18 protein-coding genes are annotated in these 18766 nt (G+C 70.4%); 8 read left to right on the forward strand and 10 right to left on the reverse strand.

Annotation, left to right across the window (positions count from 1 at the left end):
• Nucleotides 1-213: 213 nt before the first annotated feature.
• Nucleotides 214-1161 carry a COX15/CtaA family protein gene (locus P5G50_RS13150; RefSeq protein WP_301208420.1) on the forward strand — a complete coding sequence of 316 codons (948 nt, stop codon included), beginning with the start codon at nucleotides 214-216 and terminating at the stop codon, nucleotides 1159-1161.
• A gap of 12 nt (nucleotides 1162-1173) precedes the next feature.
• On the opposite strand, the gene P5G50_RS13155 is transcribed toward P5G50_RS13150, so the two are convergent.
• Both P5G50_RS13155 and P5G50_RS13160 read right to left on the reverse strand, forming a co-directional pair.
• The gene (locus P5G50_RS13155) at nucleotides 1174-1707 is read right to left on the reverse strand and encodes a GNAT family N-acetyltransferase (protein ID WP_301208419.1); all 534 of its coding nucleotides are present in this window, start codon (nucleotides 1705-1707) and stop codon (nucleotides 1174-1176) included.
• A 1-nt stretch (nucleotide 1708) separates the two neighbouring features.
• The gene (locus tag P5G50_RS13160) at nucleotides 1709-2629 is read right to left on the reverse strand and encodes a heme o synthase (RefSeq protein WP_301208418.1); all 921 of its coding nucleotides are present in this window, start codon (nucleotides 2627-2629) and stop codon (nucleotides 1709-1711) included.
• A 305-nt stretch (nucleotides 2630-2934) separates the two neighbouring features.
• Between P5G50_RS13160 and tkt the strand changes: the two genes are divergently transcribed.
• Genes tkt through P5G50_RS13195 form a run of 7 tightly spaced genes read left to right on the forward strand, consistent with a single transcriptional unit; the run spans nucleotide 2935 to nucleotide 12077 of the window.
• Nucleotides 2935-5028 (forward strand): transketolase, encoded by a 2094-nt coding sequence (gene tkt / locus P5G50_RS13165; protein ID WP_301208417.1) that lies wholly within the window; start codon nucleotides 2935-2937, stop codon nucleotides 5026-5028.
• A 30-nt stretch (nucleotides 5029-5058) separates the two neighbouring features.
• Nucleotides 5059-6189 carry a transaldolase gene (gene tal / locus P5G50_RS13170; protein ID WP_301208416.1) on the forward strand — a complete coding sequence of 377 codons (1131 nt, stop codon included), beginning with the start codon at nucleotides 5059-5061 and terminating at the stop codon, nucleotides 6187-6189.
• Nucleotides 6186-7796, forward strand: a complete 1611-nt coding sequence (locus tag P5G50_RS13175; protein WP_301208415.1) for a glucose-6-phosphate isomerase — start codon at nucleotides 6186-6188, stop codon at nucleotides 7794-7796. The genes tal and P5G50_RS13175 overlap by 4 nt, the downstream gene beginning before the upstream one ends.
• Before the next feature lie 32 nt (nucleotides 7797-7828).
• Nucleotides 7829-9373: a glucose-6-phosphate dehydrogenase gene (zwf, locus tag P5G50_RS13180; RefSeq protein ID WP_301208414.1), complete on the forward strand. Its 1545-nt coding sequence runs from the start codon at nucleotides 7829-7831 to the stop codon at nucleotides 9371-9373.
• Complete coding sequence (locus P5G50_RS13185) at nucleotides 9370-10332, forward strand: glucose-6-phosphate dehydrogenase assembly protein OpcA (protein WP_301208413.1); 963 nt, start codon at nucleotides 9370-9372, stop codon at nucleotides 10330-10332. The genes zwf and P5G50_RS13185 overlap by 4 nt, the downstream gene beginning before the upstream one ends.
• On the forward strand, nucleotides 10329-11099 hold the full coding sequence (gene pgl / locus P5G50_RS13190) for a 6-phosphogluconolactonase (protein ID WP_301208412.1): 771 nt from the start codon (nucleotides 10329-10331) through the stop codon (nucleotides 11097-11099). Before P5G50_RS13185 ends, pgl begins: the two co-directional genes overlap by 4 nt.
• A 33-nt stretch (nucleotides 11100-11132) precedes the next feature.
• Complete coding sequence (locus tag P5G50_RS13195) at nucleotides 11133-12077, forward strand: alpha/beta hydrolase (protein ID WP_301208411.1); 945 nt, start codon at nucleotides 11133-11135, stop codon at nucleotides 12075-12077.
• 85 nt (nucleotides 12078-12162) lie between these two features.
• Here P5G50_RS13195 and P5G50_RS13200 read toward each other — a convergent pair whose 3' ends face one another.
• The 8 genes from P5G50_RS13200 to rapZ form a co-directional block, all read right to left on the reverse strand.
• Entirely contained in the window at nucleotides 12163-12528 is a 366-nt protein-coding gene (locus tag P5G50_RS13200; protein ID WP_301208410.1) for an RNA polymerase-binding protein RbpA, read from the reverse strand.
• 23 nt (nucleotides 12529-12551) lie between these two features.
• Nucleotides 12552-12797 (reverse strand): preprotein translocase subunit SecG, encoded by a 246-nt coding sequence (gene secG / locus P5G50_RS13205; RefSeq protein WP_301208409.1) that lies wholly within the window; start codon nucleotides 12795-12797, stop codon nucleotides 12552-12554.
• Between the two features lie 144 nt (nucleotides 12798-12941).
• Nucleotides 12942-13745: a triose-phosphate isomerase gene (tpiA, locus tag P5G50_RS13210; RefSeq protein WP_301208408.1), complete on the reverse strand. Its 804-nt coding sequence runs from the start codon at nucleotides 13743-13745 to the stop codon at nucleotides 12942-12944.
• The gene (locus P5G50_RS13215; protein ID WP_301208407.1) at nucleotides 13733-14950 is read right to left on the reverse strand and encodes a phosphoglycerate kinase; all 1218 of its coding nucleotides are present in this window, start codon (nucleotides 14948-14950) and stop codon (nucleotides 13733-13735) included. The genes tpiA and P5G50_RS13215 overlap by 13 nt, the downstream gene beginning before the upstream one ends.
• Nucleotides 14951-14965: 15 nt before the next feature.
• Nucleotides 14966-15970 carry a type I glyceraldehyde-3-phosphate dehydrogenase gene (gene gap, locus P5G50_RS13220; protein WP_301208406.1) on the reverse strand — a complete coding sequence of 335 codons (1005 nt, stop codon included), beginning with the start codon at nucleotides 15968-15970 and terminating at the stop codon, nucleotides 14966-14968.
• A gap of 109 nt (nucleotides 15971-16079) precedes the next feature.
• Nucleotides 16080-16706: a superoxide dismutase gene (locus P5G50_RS13225; protein ID WP_301208405.1), complete on the reverse strand. Its 627-nt coding sequence runs from the start codon at nucleotides 16704-16706 to the stop codon at nucleotides 16080-16082.
• A gap of 106 nt (nucleotides 16707-16812) precedes the next feature.
• Nucleotides 16813-17793 (reverse strand): DNA-binding protein WhiA, encoded by a 981-nt coding sequence (whiA, locus tag P5G50_RS13230; protein ID WP_301208404.1) that lies wholly within the window; start codon nucleotides 17791-17793, stop codon nucleotides 16813-16815.
• A gap of 58 nt (nucleotides 17794-17851) precedes the next feature.
• Nucleotides 17852-18742, reverse strand: a complete 891-nt coding sequence (rapZ, locus tag P5G50_RS13235; RefSeq protein ID WP_301208403.1) for an RNase adapter RapZ — start codon at nucleotides 18740-18742, stop codon at nucleotides 17852-17854.
• Between the last annotated feature and the right edge of the window lie 24 nt (nucleotides 18743-18766).

Below are 18766 nucleotides of genomic sequence, written 5' to 3' on the forward strand. Positions count from 1 at the left end.
CTGGTGTGCGTACCTAAACTGATCGAGGACACGGGCGACGATGCCCCGGCCGTCGTTGCAGAAACGGCAACGCGGCACGCGCAGGATCGCGCGTTTCTCGAACCCATCGATTCTACAGGTGCGGGACGGTAATAGTAGAGGCGCGCCTGCACGTTGGCCGAGTATCCGATCCGCACGCCCCACTGCATCACCGCGAGGAGCCGCACGAACACCATGAACCGCATCATCGCCTGGCTCCCCGACCGCATCGACCGGCGCACCCGGGTCGTCGCGTGGATCTACCTGGCCGCGCAGGTGATGCTGGTGGCGACGGGCGGCGCGGTGCGGCTCACCTCCAGCGGCCTCGGCTGCCCGACCTGGCCGAAGTGCACCGCCGACTCGCTGGTCAACACGCCCGAGATGGGCATCCACGGCGTCATCGAGTTCGGCAACCGGCTGCTCGGCGGAGTCCTCGCCGTGCTGGCGATCGTCGCCTTCCTGCAGGTCGTCCGGCTGTTCCGCAGCCGTCGCGACCTCTTCCTCCTCACCCTGATCGCGGGCCTCGGCGTGCCCTTCCAGGCGGTGCTGGGCGGCATCACCGTGCTGACCGGCCTGACCTGGTGGGTCGTGGGGATGCACTTCGTCGCGTCGATCGTGCTCGTCACCCTCACGACGACGTACGTCATCCGGCTGTACGCGACCCCCGGTCCCCGCGCCCGCGCGGTGCCGGCCTGGTACGCGATCACCGCCCACGTCACGAGCCTCGCGGTCGCCGTCACCATCCTCGTCGGCATCGTGACGACCGGCGCCGGTCCGCACGCCGGCGACGCCGACACCCCGCGCAGTGGGCTGAACCCCGAGATCCTGCAGCACGTCCACGCGATCCCGGCGTACGTCACGTTCGCCCTGACCCTGGTGCTCGTGCTGGGCTCGTTCCGCTACCGCGGGACGCCCGTCCACCGCTACGCGCTGTACCTGCTCGCCGTCGAGGTGCTGCAGATCGCGGTGGGGCTGATCCAGGCCAACACCGGCCTCCCCGGCATCCTGGTCGGCGTGCACATGACCCTCGCCGCCCTGCTGGCCGCTGCGATGACCGCCGTGATCCTCTCGCTGAAGGCGCCCGTCCCCGCCGAGGGCGAGGGCGACCGTGCCTCCACGGTGAGCGGCGCCGTCCGCGCCTAGGACGCCGCGCTTCTAAGAGGCAGCGCGGAGCACGCCCGACAGCGTATCCCGCGACTCCCCGCGGAAGGGCAGCGTCCTGTGCTCGCCGGCGTCGAAGGCGAACCCCACCGCCTCCCCCAGCCTCCTGCTGCGCAGGTTGCCCGGCAGACAATCCCAGCGCAGCTCGGTGCACGCGAGGCCCGCGGGGTCGAGGGCGTACCCGATGACCACGCGCACGGCCTCCCGCATGTACCCGTGCCCGCGGGCAGAGGGGCGGAGCCAGCAGCCCAGTGAGGCCGCCCCCGCCGTCTGGTCGCGCCGCACCTCCACCGTGCCCAGCAGCGGTTCGCCTGGCGCCGTGCGGAGCGCCCAGACGAGGTAGCGCCCGCTCAGCTCGCCGTGCGGGCAGTAGCTGCGGACGAAGTACTCGGCGTCCGCCCGCGTGTACGGCGACGGGACCGGCACCCCGCGCTGCGTCTCGGGGTCGGTGCAGGCGTCGAGGACGGCGTCGACATCGTCCTCGCGCGGCGCGTCGAGGATCAGCCGGGCCGTCCTCAGCGCATGCACGTCAGAACGGTAGCAGCGGGTCGATCGCGACGGCCAGGAAGATCAGCGTCAGGTAGGCGATCGAGCCGTGGAAGACGCGCATCGGCGACACGGACTCGTGCCGGATGGCGAGGTTGTAGAGACGGTGCGACTCGTACAGGAACCATCCGCCGGCGACGAGCGACACGGCGATGTAGACGAGACCCATGTGCGCGACCGGGATCAGCAGCAGCGAGCAGGCCACCATCGCCCACGCGTAGAGGATGACCTGGAGGCCGACCACCGCGCGGCCGCGGACGACCGCGAGCATGGGGACCCCGGCCTCCTTGTAGTCCGAGCGGTACTTCATCGACAGCGGCCAGTAGTGCGGCGGGGTCCAGAGGAAGATGATGCCGAACAGGATGAACGGCGCCCAGTCGAGCGAACCGGTCACGGCGGCCCAGCCGATCAGCACCGGCATGCAGCCGGCGATGCCGCCCCAGACGATGTTCTGGGGGGTGCGGCGCTTGAGGATCAGCGTGTAGAAGACGACGTAGAGGAGGATCGCGACGACCGACAGGGCAGCGGCGAGCCAGTTCGTGAAGAACCCGAGCACGAGCACCGACGCGATGCCGAGCGCCCACGAGAAGACGAGCGCCTCCCGGTCGGACAGCTCGCCCGTGACCAGCGGCCGGTTCTTCGTGCGGCGCATGACGCGGTCGATGTCGCGATCGATGTAGCAATTGAACGCACCGGCGGAGCCCGCCGACATGTAGCCGCCGACCACGGTGGCCAGCACGACCAGCAGGTTCGGGATGCCGTGCGCGGCGAGGATCATCGTCGGGACGGTCGTCACCAGCAGCAGCTCGACCACGCGCGGCTTGGTCAGCGCGAAATACGCCTTGACCTTGCGAGCGACGCCGATGCGGCCCGGTTCGACACGGCTCTCTACAGCGACGTCCATTGCTCCTCGGTCATCCGATCGGTTGGGGGGTTCCCTCCGAGTCTACGACACGTCGTAGAGGTGCCGCCCTGCCCTACCCCGCCGCGAGGAGGCTCGCAAGCGGCTGCGGGAAGACCCCACGTTTCGTGCGTGTTACCTATACTTGGAGATGCTCGCCAGCCGAAGCCGTCGCGTGCGCGCGGTTCGTTGTAGGACTCGCACGCATTCCGCGGCCCGGCGCCGATGACGTCCACGGCGCGCACTACCTCAACCGGTGCGGGTTCCACAGACGGCCCTCACCACTTCGACGAAGGGTCAGTTTTCACGTGGCAGCTCTGCAGTGGGATCCCATTGACGACAAGGCAGTAGACACGGTCCGCGTCCTCGCGGCCGACGCGGTGGAGAAGGTGGGCAACGGTCATCCCGGTACGGCGATGAGCCTGGCCCCGGCCGCGTACCTGCTGTTCCAGAAGGTCATGCGCCGCGATCCCCGCGACCAGCACTGGCTGGGCCGCGACCGCTTCATCCTCTCGGCGGGCCACAGCTCGCTGACCCAGTACATCCAGCTGTACCTCGGCGGCTACGGTCTCGAGCTCGACGACCTCAAGACGCTCCGCACCTGGGGCTCGCTCACCCCCGGCCACCCCGAGTACGGACACACCGACGGCGTGGAGATCACCACCGGACCTCTCGGTCAGGGCATCTCCTCCGCCGTCGGTTTCGCGTATGCGCAGCGTTTCGAGCGCGGCCTGTTCGACCCGGACGCGGCGCCCGGCACCAGCCCGTTCGACCACCACGTCTACGTCATCGCCTCCGACGGCGACCTGGAGGAGGGCATCTCCAGCGAGGCCTCCTCGCTCGCCGGCCACCAGGAGCTCGGCAACCTGATCGCGATCTACGACGCGAACCAGATCTCCATCGAGGACGACACCGACATCGCCTTCACCGAGGACGTGGCGGCCCGCTACGAGGCGTACCACTGGCACGTCCAGGTCGTCGACTGGAAGAAGACGGGCGTCTACCAGGAGGACGTCCACGAGCTCCACCAGGCGATCGAGAACGCCAAGGCCGTCACCGACAAGCCCTCGCTGATCGTGCTCAAGACGATCATCGGCTGGCCGTCGCCCAAGAAGCAGAACACCGGCAAGATCCACGGCTCCGCCCTCGGCGCCGACGAGCTGCGCGCGGTCAAGGAGGTGCTCGGCTTCGACCCCGAGAAGACCTTCGAGGTCGCCGACGAGGTCATCGAGCACACCCGCAAGGCCGTCGAGCGCGGCGCGCAGGAGCACGCCGAGTGGCAGAAGGGCTTCGACGCCTGGGCCGAGGCGAACCCGGAGCGCAAGGAGCTCCTCGACCGCCTGCTGACCGGTGAGGCGCCCGCCGACCTGGAGTCGGTGCTCCCGATCTTCGAGCCGGGCAAGGACGTCTCCACCCGCGCCGCCAGCGGCAAGGTGCTCAACGCCATCGCGCCGATCATGCCCGAGCTGTGGGGCGGCTCCGCCGACCTCGCCGAGTCGAACAACACGACCATCGAGGGCGCGGCGTCGTTCGTGCCGACCGACCGCTCCACCCACGAGTGGACGGGCAACCCGTACGGCCGCGTGCTGCACTTCGGCATCCGCGAGCACGCGATGGCCGCGATCATCAACGGCATCGTGCTGCACGGCCCGACGCGCGCCTTCGGCGGCACGTTCCTCATCTTCAGCGACTACATGCGCCCGGCGGTCCGCCTGGCGGCGCTGATGAAGGTGCCCTCGATCTTCGTCTGGACGCACGACTCCGTCGCGCTCGGCGAGGACGGCCCGACGCACCAGCCGATCGAGCAGCTCTCGACCCTCCGCGCCATCCCGAACCTCGACGTGGTGCGCCCCGGCGACGCCAACGAGGTCGCCTACGCGTGGAAGACCATCCTCGAGCGCCGCGAGGGCCCGGCCGGCATCGCGCTGACCCGCCAGAACATCCCGGTGTTCGAGCGCGGCGACGGCGACGCCGAGGGCGACACCCTGGCGTCGGCGAAGAACGTCGCCAAGGGCGCGTACGTCCTGGCCGAGGCGCCGGGCGGCACGCCCGACGTGCTGCTGATCGCCACCGGCTCCGAGGTGCAGATCGCGCTCGAGACCCGCGAGGTGCTGAAGGGCGAGGGCGTCAACGCCCGCGTCATCTCGGCTCCGTGCCTCGAGTGGTTCCACGAGCAGCCCGCCGAGTACCAGGAGGCCGTGCTCCCGTCGTCCGTGAAGGCCCGCGTCTCGATCGAGGCCGGCCTCGCGCTCGCCTGGAACAAGATCGTCGGCGACCACGGCCGCAGCGTGTCCATCGAGCACTTCGGCGCCTCGGCGGACTACAAGACGCTGTTCCGCGAGTTCGGCATGACCACCGAGCACGCCGTCGCCGCCGCGAAGGAATCGCTCGCGTCGCTCTGAGCGCGGGCACATAGAGGAGATAGAAGAAGAATGACCGACACCACTCCCACCGCCCAGCTCTCCGCCGCCGGCGTCAGCATCTGGCTCGACGACCTGTCGCGCGAGCGCATCAACACCGGTGGCCTGCAGAGCCTCATCGCCGAGAAGAACGTCGTCGGCGTGACCACCAACCCGACGATCTTCGCCGCGGCGCTCGCCAAGGGCGAGGCCTACGACGAGCAGGTCCGCCAGCTCGCCGCCTCCGGCGCGTCCGTCGACGAGGCGATCTTCGAGATCACGACGGACGACGTCGCCAACGCGAGCGACATCTTCCACGACATCTACGAGCGCACGAACGGCGTCGACGGCCGCGTCTCCATCGAGGTGGAGCCCGGTCTCGCCCACGACGCGAAGGCGACCGTCGAGACCGCCAAGAAGCTGGCCGAGAAGATCGGCAAGCCGAACGTCCTGATCAAGATCCCCGCGACCGTCGAGGGCGTGGAGGCGATCGCCGACACCATCGCCGCCGGCATCAGCGTCAACGTGACCCTGATCTTCAGCCTGCAGCGCTACCGCGAGGTCATCAACGCGTACCTCACCGGCCTCGAGCGGGCCAAGGAGGCGGGCATCGACCTCGCCGGCATCCAGTCGGTCGCCTCGTTCTTCGTGTCGCGCGTCGACACCGAGATCGACAAGCGCCTGACCGCCATCGGCACCGACGAGGCGCTCGCGCTCAAGAGCAAGGCCGGCATCGCCAACGCCCGCCTGGCCTACCAGGTGTACGAGGAGTCGTTCGCGACCGAGCGCGCGAAGGCGCTCGTCGCCGCGGGCGCCAACGAGCAGCGCCCGCTCTGGGCGTCGACCGGCGTGAAGGACCCGAGCCTCCCCGACACCCTGTACGTCACCGAGCTCGTCGCCCCGAACACGGTCAACACCATGCCGGAGAAGACGCTCGACGCCACCTTCGACCACGGTGTGATCACCGGCGACACGGTCACCGGCAGCTACGCCGAGTCGAACGAGGTCCTCGACAAGCTGGCGGCCCTCGGCGTCGACTACGACGACGTGACGGCGACCCTCGAGCGCGAGGGCGTGGAGAAGTTCAACGTCTCGTGGGGCGAGCTCGTCGAGACCGTGACCAACGCCCTCGAGGGCGCGAAGTCGCAGGCGGCCGCCAAGTGACCTTCCGCATCCACGTCACCGGTCCGGCCGCGGAGGCCGTGAAGACGGTGGTGCCGCAGCTGGTGGCCGACAAGGTCGCCTCCGGCATCACCGCCCAGGACCCGGCCCTCTGGGGGCCGGCCGCCGAGTCCGAGGCGTCCAAGCGCCTCGGCTGGGTCGAGGCGGTCGCCATCTCGCGCCCGCTGGTCGCCGAGATCGACGCCCTGCGCGAGGAGCTGCACGCCAAAGGCGTGAACCACATCGTGCTGGGCGGCATGGGCGGCTCCTCCCTCGCCCCCGAGGTCATCACCCGGACGGCGGAGGCCGAGCTGACGGTGCTCGACTCGACCGACCCCGGCCAGGTGCTCGACGCGCTGCGCGACCGGCTGGAGGCGACCGCGGTCGTCATCTCGTCGAAGTCGGGCTCCACGCTCGAGACCGACAGCCAGAAGCGCATCTACGAGAAGTGGTTCCGCGACGCGGGCATCGACCCGCGCGAGCGCATCGTCGTCGTCACCGACCCGGGCTCCCCGCTCGACCAGTCGGCGCGCGAGGCGGGCTACCGCGTGTTCAACGCCGACCCCAACGTCGGCGGTCGCTACTCGGCGCTGACCGCGTTCGGCCTGGTGCCGTCCGGCCTCGCCGGCGTGGACATCGGCGAGCTGCTCGACGAGGCCGAGGCGACGCTCATCGAGCTCGCCGTCGACAACGACGAGAACCCGGGCCTCGTGCTCGGGGCCGCCATCGCCGGCACGAACCCGCTCAAGGACAAGCTCGGCATCGTCGCGGACGGCACCCACATCGTGGGCTTCGCCGACTGGGCGGAGCAGCTGATCGCCGAGTCCACCGGCAAGGAGGGCACGGGCCTCCTCCCGGTCGTGCTCGACAAGCTGGCCCCGGAGCTCGATTTCAAGCCCGCCGACCTGCAGGTCGTCCGTCTCGTCGCCAACGCCGAGGCGCACCACCTGTTCCCGGCCGACCGGCACGAGGGCGAGATCCTCGTCTCGGGCAGCCTCGGCGCCCAGCTGATCGTCTGGGAGTACGCCGTGGCCGTCGCGGGGCGCCTGCTCGGCATCAACCCGTTCGACCAGCCCGACGTGGAGGCCGCGAAGGCCGCCGCGCGCTCCCTCCTCGACAACCGGCCGGAGCCGGCCGCCCCGGCCTTCACCGCCGGCGGCATCGAGGTGCGCACCACGGGCTCGTTCCTCGGTGACGCCACGACGCTCGACGCCGCGGTGGACGCGCTGCTCGCGCAGCTCGGCCCCGACGGGTACGTGGCGGTCCAGGCGTACGTCGACCGCATCGCGCTCCCCCAGCTCGCGGGCATCCGCGATCTGCTCGCCGCCAAGGCGAAGCGCCCGGTGACGTTCGGCTGGGGCCCGCGGTTCCTGCACTCGACCGGCCAGTTCCACAAGGGCGGCCCCGCCGTCGGCGTGTTCCTGCAGATCACCGCGACGGCTCCGGAGGACCTCGAGATCCCGGACCGCCCCTTCACGTTCGGTCAGCTCATCCAGGCCCAGGCCGCGGGTGACGCCAGCGTGCTCGGCGAGCACGGCCGTCCGGTGCTGACCCTCACGCTCACGAACCCCGAGGCGGACGTCGTCTCGCTGTTCGAGGCCGTCAACTGACCAGCGGCGCGCCGCGCCGACCAAGGAGATCGATGTCCCCGGTGGAAATCACCCCGGAGTTCAACCCGCTGCGGTTGCCCTCCGATCGCCGCCTCAACCGCATCGCGGGCCCCAGCAGCCTCATCATCTTCGGTGTGACGGGAGACCTCTCCCGCAAGAAGCTGATGCCAGCGGTGTACGACCTCGCCAACCGCGGCCTCCTGCCGCCCGGGTTCTCGCTCGTCGGGTTCGCCCGGCGCGACTGGGAGGACCAGGACTTCGAGAAGGTCGTCTACGACGCGGTGAAGCAGTACGCCCGCACCCCGTTCGAGGACGACGTCTGGAAGCAGCTCGCGCAGGGCATCCGGTTCGTCCCTGGCGAGTTCGACGACGACGACGCCTTCATCCGGCTCAAGGAGACGGTGGAGGAGCTGGACCGCGAGCGCGGCACGATGGGCAATCACGCGTTCTACCTGTCCATCCCGCCGAAGGCGTTCCCGCTCGTCACCGAGCAGCTCAAGAAGTCGGGGCTCGCCGACCAGTCCGGCGACGGCTGGCGGCGCGTCGTGATCGAGAAGCCGTTCGGTCATGACCTGCAGTCGGCGCGCGAGCTCAACGCGGTCGTCGAGACGGTGTTCCCGCCGGACTCGGTGTTCCGGATCGACCACTACCTCGGCAAGGAGACGGTCCAGAACATCCTGGCGCTGCGCTTCGCGAACGAGCTGTACGAGCCGATCTGGAACGCCAACTACGTCGACCACGTGCAGATCACCATGGCCGAGGACATCGGCGTGGGCGGTCGCGCGGGGTACTACGACGGCATCGGCGCGGCGCGCGACGTCATCCAGAACCACCTCCTGCAGCTGATGGCCCTCACGGCGATGGAGGAGCCGATCTCGTTCAACGCGGCGGACCTCCGCGCCGAGAAGGAGAAGGTGCTCGCCGCCGTCCGGCTGCCGAAGGACCTCGCCACGGCGACGGCCCGCGGACAGTACTCCAGCGGCTGGCAGGGCGGCGAGAAGGTCGTCGGCTTCCTGGAGGAGGACGGGATGAACCCGGACTCCACCACCGAGACCTACGCGGCCATCAAGCTCGAGATCGGCACCCGCCGCTGGGCGGGCGTCCCGTTCTACCTGCGCGCCGGCAAGCGCCTCGGCCGCCGCGTCACCGAGATCGCGGTCGTCTTCAAGCGTGCTCCGCAGCAGCTTTTCGCGGAGTCGCAGACCAGCGCGCTCGGCCAGAACGCGCTCGTCATCCGCGTGCAGCCCGACGAGGGCGTCACCATCCGCTTCGGCTCCAAGGTGCCGGGCGCCGGCATGCAGGTGCGCGACGTGAGCATGGACTTCGGCTACGGCCACGCCTTCACCGAGGCGAGCCCGGAGGCGTACGAGCGGCTCATCCTCGACGTCCTGCTCGGCGACCCGCCCCTCTTCCCCCGCCACGAGGAGGTCGAGCTCTCCTGGAAGATCCTCGACCCGATCGAGGAGTTCTGGGCGGCCGAGGGCGGCCGGCCGGAGCAGTACCGTCCAGGAACCTGGGGGCCGCGCTCGGCAGACGAGCTGCTGGCCCGCGACGGCCGCGTTTGGAGGCGTCCATGATCGTCGACCTGCCCGCAACCACTGTCAGCAACATCTCGAAGGCGCTGGTCAAGATCCGCGAGGAGGGCGGCGCCGTCGCCCTCGGCCGCGTGCTCACGCTCGTGATCGCCACCCACCTCGGTCAGGAGGAGGAGGCCATCGAGGCCGCCAACGACGCCTCCCGCGAGCACCCGATGCGCGTCATCGTGGTCTCGACCGAGGAGGAGCGCGACGCGGGCGGCGAGGGCCGCCTCGACGCGCAGATCCGGGTCGGCGGCGACGCCGGCGCGAGCGAGGTCATCGTGCTCCGCGCCTACGGCGAGACCGCGAGCGACGAGGAGGGGCTGGTCACCGGCCTGCTGCTGCCCGACGCCCCCGTGGTCGTGTGGTGGCCCGGCGTCGCGCCGGCCAAGGTCTCGTCCTCTCCCCTGGGCCGCATCGCCACGCGTCGCATCACCGACGCGTCGGCGCAGCCGAACCCGCAGGAGGCGCTGTACCACCTGGCCGAGACGTACGCCCCCGGCGACACCGACTTCGCCTGGACCCGCCTCACCCTGTGGCGCGCCCAGCTCGCGGCGGTGCTCGACCAGCCGCCGTACGAGCCGGTCACCTCGATCGAGGTCGCCGGCGCGGCGGACTCGCCCTCCACGCTCCTGCTCGCCGCGTGGCTGCGCCTGCAGCTGCAGGCGCCGGTGCAGTACGACCTCGCGTCGCGCGCCATCGGCTCCGGCGGCATCCACGGGGTGAAGCTCGAGCGCGCCTCCGGCACGATCGAGCTGGAGCGCGAGGTGCCGAACGTCGCGAAGCTCTCCCAGCCCAACCAGCCCTCGCACGACCTCGCGCTGCCACGTCGGAACCTGCGCGACTGCCTCGCCGAGGAGTTGCGTAGGCTTGACCCCGACGACCTCTACGGTGAGGTCATCACCAAGGGTCTCGGGCTGCTCGAGGCCTCCGAAGAGGGAGCGGGCTCCAAGGCATGACGAACGAACGGCGGGTGCTCGTCCACCCCGACAAGGAGGCTCTGGCGGCGTCGGTGGCCGCACGGTTCCTGACCAAGACCATCGACATCCTCGACGACCTCGACGGGGCGAACATCGCACTCACCGGCGGGACGATGGGCATCGCGGTGCTGGAGGCGGTCAACTCCTCCCCCGCCCGCGACACCATCGACTGGACGAAGGTGCACTTCTGGTGGGGCGACGAGCGGTTCGTGCCGCGCGACGACCCGGAGCGCAACGAGCGCCAGGCCCGGGAGGCCCTGCTCGACCACATCGCGGTCCCGCCGGAGAACATCCACCCGTTCCCCGCGTCGGACGACATCGCCGACATCGACGAGGCGGCGCGCGTCTACGCCGCCGAGCTCGAGGCGTTCGCCTCGGAGGACCAGCGGTTCCCGCGGTTCGACATCACCTTCCTCGGCGTCGGGCCCGACGGCCACATCGCGTCGCTTTTCCCCGACCGCGCCGGCATCCGCGAGACGGAGGCGACGGTGATCGCCGAGCGCGAGTCGCCCAAGCCGCCGCCGCAGCGGCTGAGCCTGACCCGGCCGGTGCTGAACGCCTCCGACCGCATCTGGCTCGTGCTCTCCGGCACGGACAAGGCCAGTGCGCTGGGGCTCGCCCTCGCCGGCGCCAGCTTCACCGAGGTCCCGGTCGCCGGGGCGAAGGGTCGCAAGCGCACGGTGTTCTTCGTCGACAAGGACGCCGCGGTCGATGTGCCCGAGAACCTCATCGCACCGAGCTACTGATCGTGAGGACCACCTCCTGACCAGGCACGAACCATGACGGGCCGAGTGTCCCGGATCGCCACCGCCGCGCTGCTTGCGACGGTGGCGATCCTCATGTCCGGGTGCTCGTTCGCCGGACCGCAGCCCGCAGACACGGCGACCGGCCCGGCAACGCCGACGCCGACTCCCACCGCCAGCGTCGTCACCGGCCTCCCGTACGCCCCCGCGAGCCCGGCCGGCACCAGCGGTCACCTGCTCGACCTGTACCTCCCGGCGCCGTCCGGCCGGCCCGCACCCGTCGTCCTCTGGACGGGCGGGAGCGCCTGGCGCGCGGACGACGGCGGCAAGACCGCCCTCATGCTGGCGGAGGTGCTCAACCCCGAGGGGTACGCCGTCGTCGGCGTCAACGTACGCGCGAGCAGTCAGGCGCGCTTCCCCGCGCAGCGGAACGACCTGGCGGCCGCCATCCGCTACCTCACGTCCGTGGGGGCCCGTTACGGTCTCGACACCGACCGCATGGTGGTCTCGGGCGACTCCTCCGGCGGCTGGGCCGCGCTGCAGGCGGGGCTGACGGGGCAGCCGGTGAAGGCCGTGGTCGCGTTCTACCCGCCGACCGACTTCGCGACGTTCGACGCCCAGCTCGCCGCCTGCCGACCAGGAGGCGCGGGCTCGATCATGTGCATGACGAACCGGGGCTCCCCGATCGCCGCGGAGCTCGGCTGCGTGATGCCCGCCTGCCCGCCGGCCCGGTTGGCCGACGCGTCGCCGGTCACCCACGTCGACGCGGGCGATCCGCCCGTCCTGCTCTTCCACGGCATGCGCGACGACGTGGTGCCGTACCAGCAGAGCGTCGAGCTGGCCAACCGCGTCACGCGTGCGGGCGGCTCCGCGCAGCTCGTCCTGGCCTCGCAGCTCGGGCACGCGACGGCGCAGGACATCCTCGACGACGCGGGAGACCGCTCCCTGCTGCTCGACTTCCTCGCCGACGCCGTGCGGTGACGCGTCCGGATCCAGCCTCGCAGCGGACAGCGAAGAGCCCCGCCGGTCGATGACCGGCGGGGCTCGCGTCTGAAGCGGTGTGCGCCTAGTTGCTGGTGGGGCGGCCGCGGCGGGCGCGGAGCTGGTTGAGGGCGTCCTCGAGCAGCTGCTCCGCCTCCTCCTCGGAGCGGCGCTCCTTCACGTAGGCGAGGTGGGTCTTGTACGGCTCGGTCTTGGCGACCGACGGCGGGTTCTCCTTGTCGCGGCCGGCCGGCAGACCGGTCGACGGCGAGTCGATGACCTCGGGGATCTCCTCCTCGGGGAGGTTCGCCGCGAAGTACCGGACGGTCTCGTTGCCGAGAGCATCCCAGTACGAGATGGCGATGCGGTCCGCGTGGAAACCGCGATCCTGCTCGCCCATGGGGCCCGCGCCGACGCGCGAGCCGCGGATTGCACTTCCTCCGGATGCCATTGCTCTCCTTGGTGAGGCGCCGGTCAGGCGCTGAACTTGGTGATCAGCCCGAGGACGACGATGCAGACGATCCACACCAGTCCGAGAACGACCGTGATCCGGTTGAGGTTGCGCTCCGCGACCCCGGACGCGCCGAGGTTGGAGGTGACGCCGCCGCCGAACATGTCGGACAGACCGCCACCGCGGCCCTTGTGCAACAGGATGAGGAGCGTCAGCAGGAGGCTGGTGATGCCCAGCAGCACCTGCAGGACGACCTGGAGAATCTGCACGAGTTACCTTTCGCAATGCATCCGGACCGCGCCGGCCCGGACAAAACCAACAGCCAGTATAACCGGCCGGAGCCGCTGGGGACCGACCGATCGGTGCACGGCCGTGTCCCCGGACCGGTTCTTACGCCGGTCCGGGGCCCGTGATCAGAGGCCGACGTGCTTCTGGTAGCGGATGATCGCCGCGAACTCGGCGACGTCGAGGCTCGCGCCGCCGACGAGGGCGCCGTCGACGTTCGGCTCGCGCATGAAGCTCGCGATGTTGCCGGACTTGACGGAGCCGCCGTAGAGGATGCGCGTCTTCGCCGCGACGTCGTCGCCGAGCAGCTCGGCGATCGTCGCCCGCAGCGCCGCCGCCACCTGCTCCGCCTGCTCGGGCGTCGCCGCCTGGCCGGAGCCGATGGCCCAGACCGGCTCGTACGCGACCACGAAGTCGGCGGCCGAGTCGACCTTGGCGAGCGCTGCCTTGAGCTGGGCGACCGGCACCGCGCTGGCGCCGTGCGTCTCCAGGTCCTCCGCGGTCTCGCCGACGCAGATGATCGGCGCGATGTCGTGCTTGAGCGACGCCGCGACCTTCGCCGCCACCTGCTCGTCGGTCTCGCCGTGCAGCGTGCGCCGCTCGGAGTGGCCGATGATCACGTAGCGCGACTCCAGCGCCTGCAGGAACGCCGCCGAGATCTCGCCGGTGTACGCGCCAGACTCGTGCTCGGAGACGTCCTGACCGCCGAAGGCGATCGGGAGCTTGTCGGCCGACACGAGCGTCTGGACGCTGCGCAGGTCGGTGAACGGCGGGAACACCGCCACCTCCACCGCACTGAAGTCGTGCCCGGCGTCCTTGAGGGTCCAGGCGAGCTTCTGCACCGTGGCGATGGCCTGGAGGTGGTCCAGGTTCATCTTCCAGTTGCCGGCGATGAGCGGCACGCGCCGCACCGAGGGGCTCACTGCTGCCATCCGAGGACCTCCAGACCCGGGAGGCGCTTGCCCTCGAGGAACTCGAGGCTCGCTCCGCCACCCGTCGAGATGTGACCGAACTGATCGTCCGAGAAGCCGAGCGCGCGGACCGCGGCGGCCGAGTCGCCGCCGCCGACGACGCCGAGGCCGTCGACCTCGGTGAGCGCCTGCGCGACGGCCTTGGTGCCCGCCGCGAACGGCGCCAGCTCGAACACGCCCATCGGACCGTTCCAGAACACCGTGCGCGCGCCGCGGATGTACTCCGCGAACAGCTCGCCGGTCTCCGGGCCGATGTCGAGCCCGAGGCCCTTCGAGCCCCAGTCGGTGTCCTCGATGCCGTCGATCGGGCGCACCACGTGCTCCGCGTCGGCGCCGAACGTCGAGGCGACGACGACATCGCGCGGGAGCACGATCTCGACGCCGAGCTCCTCGGCCTTCGCCAGGTAGCCCTTCACCGTGTCGAGCTGGTCCTCCTCGAGGAGGCTCGAGCCCACCTCGTGGCCGAGCGCCTTGAGGAAGGTGAACAGCATGCCGCCGCCGATCAGCAGCGCGTTCACGCGCGGCAGCAGGTGGCCGATCACGCCGAGCTTGTCCGACACCTTGGAGCCGCCGAGCACGACCACATAGGGCCGCTCGGGGTTCTCGGTGAGCCGGTCGAGCACGTCGAGCTCGGTCGCGATGAGCGTGCCGGCGGCGCTGGGGAGCGCCTTCGCGAGCTCGTACACGCTGGCCTGCTTGCGGTGGACGACACCGAAGCCGTCGGACACGAAGGCGTCGCCGAACGCGGCGAGCTTGGCCGCGAAGGCTTCGCGCTCCGCCTCGTCCTTGCTGGTCTCGCCGGGGTTGAAGCGGAGGTTCTCGAGCAGGGCGACGTCGCCGTCGTTCAGGCCGGCGACGGCCTCCTCCGCTCCCCCGCCCACGGTGTCGCGGGCGAAGGTCACCGGCTTGCCGAGCAGCTCGGAGAGCCGCTGGGCCACCGGCGCCAGGCTGTACTTCGCGTCGGGCGCGCCCTCGGGACGACCGAGGTGCGAGACGACGACGACCCGGGCGCCCTGATTGATCAGGGCGTTCAGGGTGGGAATCGACGCCCGCACACGCCCGTCGTCCGTGATCGCGCCGTCCTTGAGGGGGACGTTGAGATCACAGCGGACGACGACGCGCTTGCCTGCGAGCGAACCGAGTGAGTCGAGTGTGCGGAGCGTCACGCCGGTTCCCGTCGGTCAGAGACGCTCGGCGACGTACTCGGTCAGGTCGACGAGACGGTTGGAGTAGCCCCACTCGTTGTCGTACCAGCTCGAGAGCTTCACCTGGTCGCCGATGACGCGCAGCAGACCCGAGTCGAAGATCGAGGAGTGCGGGTCGGAGACGATGTCGCTGGAGACGATCTCGTCCTCGGTGTACTTGAGGATGCCCTTCAGCGGGCCCTCGGCGGCGGCCTTGTAGGCGGCCTTGATCTCGTCGACGGTGACCGGGCGCGAGGCGGTGACGGTCAGGTCGGTGATCGAGCCGGTGGGCACCGGGACGCGGAGGGCGAAGCCGTCGAGCTTGCCCTTCAGCTCCGGGAGGACCAGGCCGATCGCCTTGGCGGCGCCGGTCGAGGTCGGGACGATGTTGATGGCGGCGGCGCGGGCGCGGCGGAGGTCGCTGTGCGGGCCGTCCTGGAGGTTCTGGTCGGCGGTGTAGGCGTGGACCGTGGTCATCAGGCCGCGCTCGATGCCGAAGTTGTCGTTGAAGACCTTGGCGAGCGGCGCGAGGCAGTTCGTGGTGCACGACGCGTTGGAGATGATGTGGTGGTTCTCCGGGTCGTACAGGTACTCGTTGACGCCCAGCACGAAGGTCGCGTCCTCGTCGGTCGCCGGGGCCGAGATGAGCACCTTCTTGGCGCCCGCCTCGATGTGCTTGCGCGCGTCGGCGGCCTTGGTGAAGCGGCCGGTCGACTCGATGACGATGTCGACGCCCAGGTCGCCCCACCCGAGGTTGGCGGGGTCGCGCTCGGCGAGGACCTTGATCGGCTTGCCGTTGACGACGATGTTGTCGCCGTCCAGCTCCACCGTGGCGTCGAGCCGGCCCGTGATCGAGTCGTACTTGAGCAGGTGGGCGAGGGTCTTGTTGTCGGTGAGGTCGTTCACCGCGACGACCTCGAGGTCGCTGCCCTTGGCGAGGGCCGCCCGAAGGTAGTTGCGACCAATGCGACCGAACCCGTTGATACCGATCTTGACGGACACAGATGTCTCCAGTTGCGTGATGGGGCGCCGAAGGCGGCGCTGTATGGGTGGGTGGTGGTACCGGACGGCGGCGTCCCGGGAGGGCTCCCTCCCGGGACGCCGCTCCTGGTTACGACAGTAGCAGCAGGCCCGAGGTCTTCTCGCGCGCCTTCAGGAAGCGGTCCTGGACGTCCGCCCAGTTGGTGATGTTCCAGAACGCCTTCACGTAGTCGGCCTTCACGTTGACGTAGTCGAGGTAGAAGGCGTGCTCCCACATGTCGAGCAGGAGGAGCGGCACGGTGGCGGCGGCCAGGTTGCCCTGGTGGTCGTAGAGCTGCTCGATGATGAGCTTCTGGCCCAGCGAGTCCCAGGCGAGGATCGACCAGCCGGAGCCCTGGATGCCGAGCGCCGAGGCGGTGAAGTGGGCGCGGAACTTGTCGAACGAGCCGAAGAACTCGTCGATCGCGGCCGCCAGCTCGCCGGTCGGCTTGTCGCCGCCCTCCGGGGAGAGGTTGTTCCAGAACACCGTGTGGTTGACGTGACCCGCGAGGTTGAACGCGAGGTCCTTCTGGAGCTTGTTCACGTAGGTCAGGTCGTCGGCGTCGCGCGCCTCGGCCAGCTTGGCGAGCGCCGTGTTGGCCCCGTCGACGTACGTCTTGTGGTGCTTGTCGTGGTGGAGCTCCATGATCCGCCCGCTGATGTTCGGCTCGAGCGCCGAGTAGTCGTACGGAAGGTCAGCCAGCGTGTAGTCAGCCATTAACTCATCTCCTCAAATGGGTCCCGGCGCGAACGACTCCCGCCGGGAGCGACTTTCTCAGTCTAGTGACGGGTAACCGGGGAGGCAGGGGGTTGCTTCCCGGACGTTACACCTCGTCGAGATCGGCAGGCAGGTTCGCCTCGGTGCCCGGGATGCCGAGGTCGGTGGCGCGCTTGTCGGCCATCGCGAGGAGGCGGCGGATGCGGCCGGCGACGGCGTCCTTCGTCATGGGCGGGTCGGCGTGGTGGCCGAGCTCGTCGAGGCTGGCGTCGCGGTGTGCGAGGCGCAGGTCGCCCGCGTAGCGCAGGTGCTCCGGCACATCGTCGCCGAGGATCTCGAGCGCGCGCTCGACGCGGGCGCAGGCGGCGACGGCGGCCTGGGCGGAGCGGCGGAGGTTGGCGTCGTCGAAGTTGACCAGGCGGTTGGCGGTGGCGCGGACCTCGCGGCGCTGGCGCAGCTCCTCCCAGTTGGCGACGGTCTGGGCGGCGCCCATGTGCACGAGCATCGCGCTGATCGCCTCGCCGTCGCGGATGACGACGCGGTGCACGCCGCGCACCTCGCGCGCCTTCGCCGGGATGCCGAGGCGACCGGCGGCGCCGACGAGGGCCATGGCCGCCTCGTTGCCGGGGCAGGTGATCTCCAGCGCGGCCGAGCGGCCAGGGTCGGTCAGCGAGCCGTGGGCGAGGAACGCGCCGCGCCAGACGGCGGCCAGCTCCTCGCGCGAGCCGGTGGTGAGGCGGTTCGGGAGGCCGCGGATCGGCCGGCGACGGGCGTCGAGGAGCCCGGTCTGCCGCGCCAGGGTCTCCCCGCTCTCCAGCACCCGCACGAGGTACTGGTTGGTGCGCCGGATGCCGGACGCCGAGATCACCGACACCTCGCTGCGGACGCCGTACAGCTCCGCCAGGTCCTTGCGGACGCGGCGCGCGAGCTCCGGGGTGTCGAGCTCGCTCTCGACGGCGATGCGGCCGCCGATCAGGTGCAGGCCGCCGGAGAAGCGGAGGATCGTCGCGAGCTCGGCGGCCCGCACGGTGGTCTTGCCGACCTCCACGCGGGTGAGCTCGTCCTTGACGTCGGCGGTGAGAGCCAATCGGTGTCCTATCTGTGGGAACGGCGGAGGGTGGTCGCCGTGAAACGGTGGGCCGGCATCATTCACGGCCCAGGTCGCGGTGCTTGGTGTTCACCGCCAGTCCGGGGAAGCTGCGCAACCGTGCCGCGAGCTCTTCGGCTATCGCGACGGACCGGTGCTTTCCCCCGGTGCAGCCTATCGCGATCGTGGCGTGCCGCTTGTTCTCACGCTGGTAGCCGCGGAAGATCGGGCGCAGCGCGGTGACGTAACCGGCGATGAACTCCTCGGCGCCGTTCTGCTCCAGCACGAAGTCGCGCACGACCTCGTCGAGACCGGTGTGCGGCCGCAGCTCGGGGTTCCAGAACGGGTTCGGGAGGAAGCGGGCGTCGGCCACCATGTCGGCGTCGGGCGGCAGGCCGTACTTGAAGCCGAAGCTCATGACGGTCAGCTGCACGTCGGCGGTGCCCTCCGAGGCGAACGTCTCGGTGATGTTGGTCGCCAGCTGGTGGATGTTGAGGTCGGAGGTGTCGACGATGATGTCGCTCGCCTCCCGGATCTCGCGCAGCCGCGCCCGCTCGGCGGTGATGCCGTCGAGGATGGTGCCGTTGCCCTGCAGCGGGTGCGGCCGGCGCACCTGCTCGAAGCGACGCACGAGAACGGCGTCGGACGCCTCCAGGAACAGCACGCGCACCTGGGTGCCCTCGCGCAGGCTCTGGATCATCTCGCGCAGGTCGGCGAAGAAGTTGCGGCCGCGCACGTCGACCACCGCCGCGATCCGCGGCAGCCCCGACTCGGCCCGGTTCGCGAGCTCGATCAGGGGCCGGAGCATCTGCGGCGGGAGGTTGTCGACCACGTACCAGTCGAGGTCCTCCAGCGCGTTCGCGACCGTCGAACGGCCGGCACCGGACATGCCGGTGACGATGAGCACCTCCTGCTGTTCTGTGCCGGCGCGCTCGCTGTCGTCGGTCATGGGTGCGTGCTCCTCGGGTCGCTG

The organism is Leifsonia williamsii (assembly GCF_030433685.1).
GTDB lineage: Bacteria > Actinomycetota > Actinomycetes > Actinomycetales > Microbacteriaceae > Leifsonia > Leifsonia williamsii.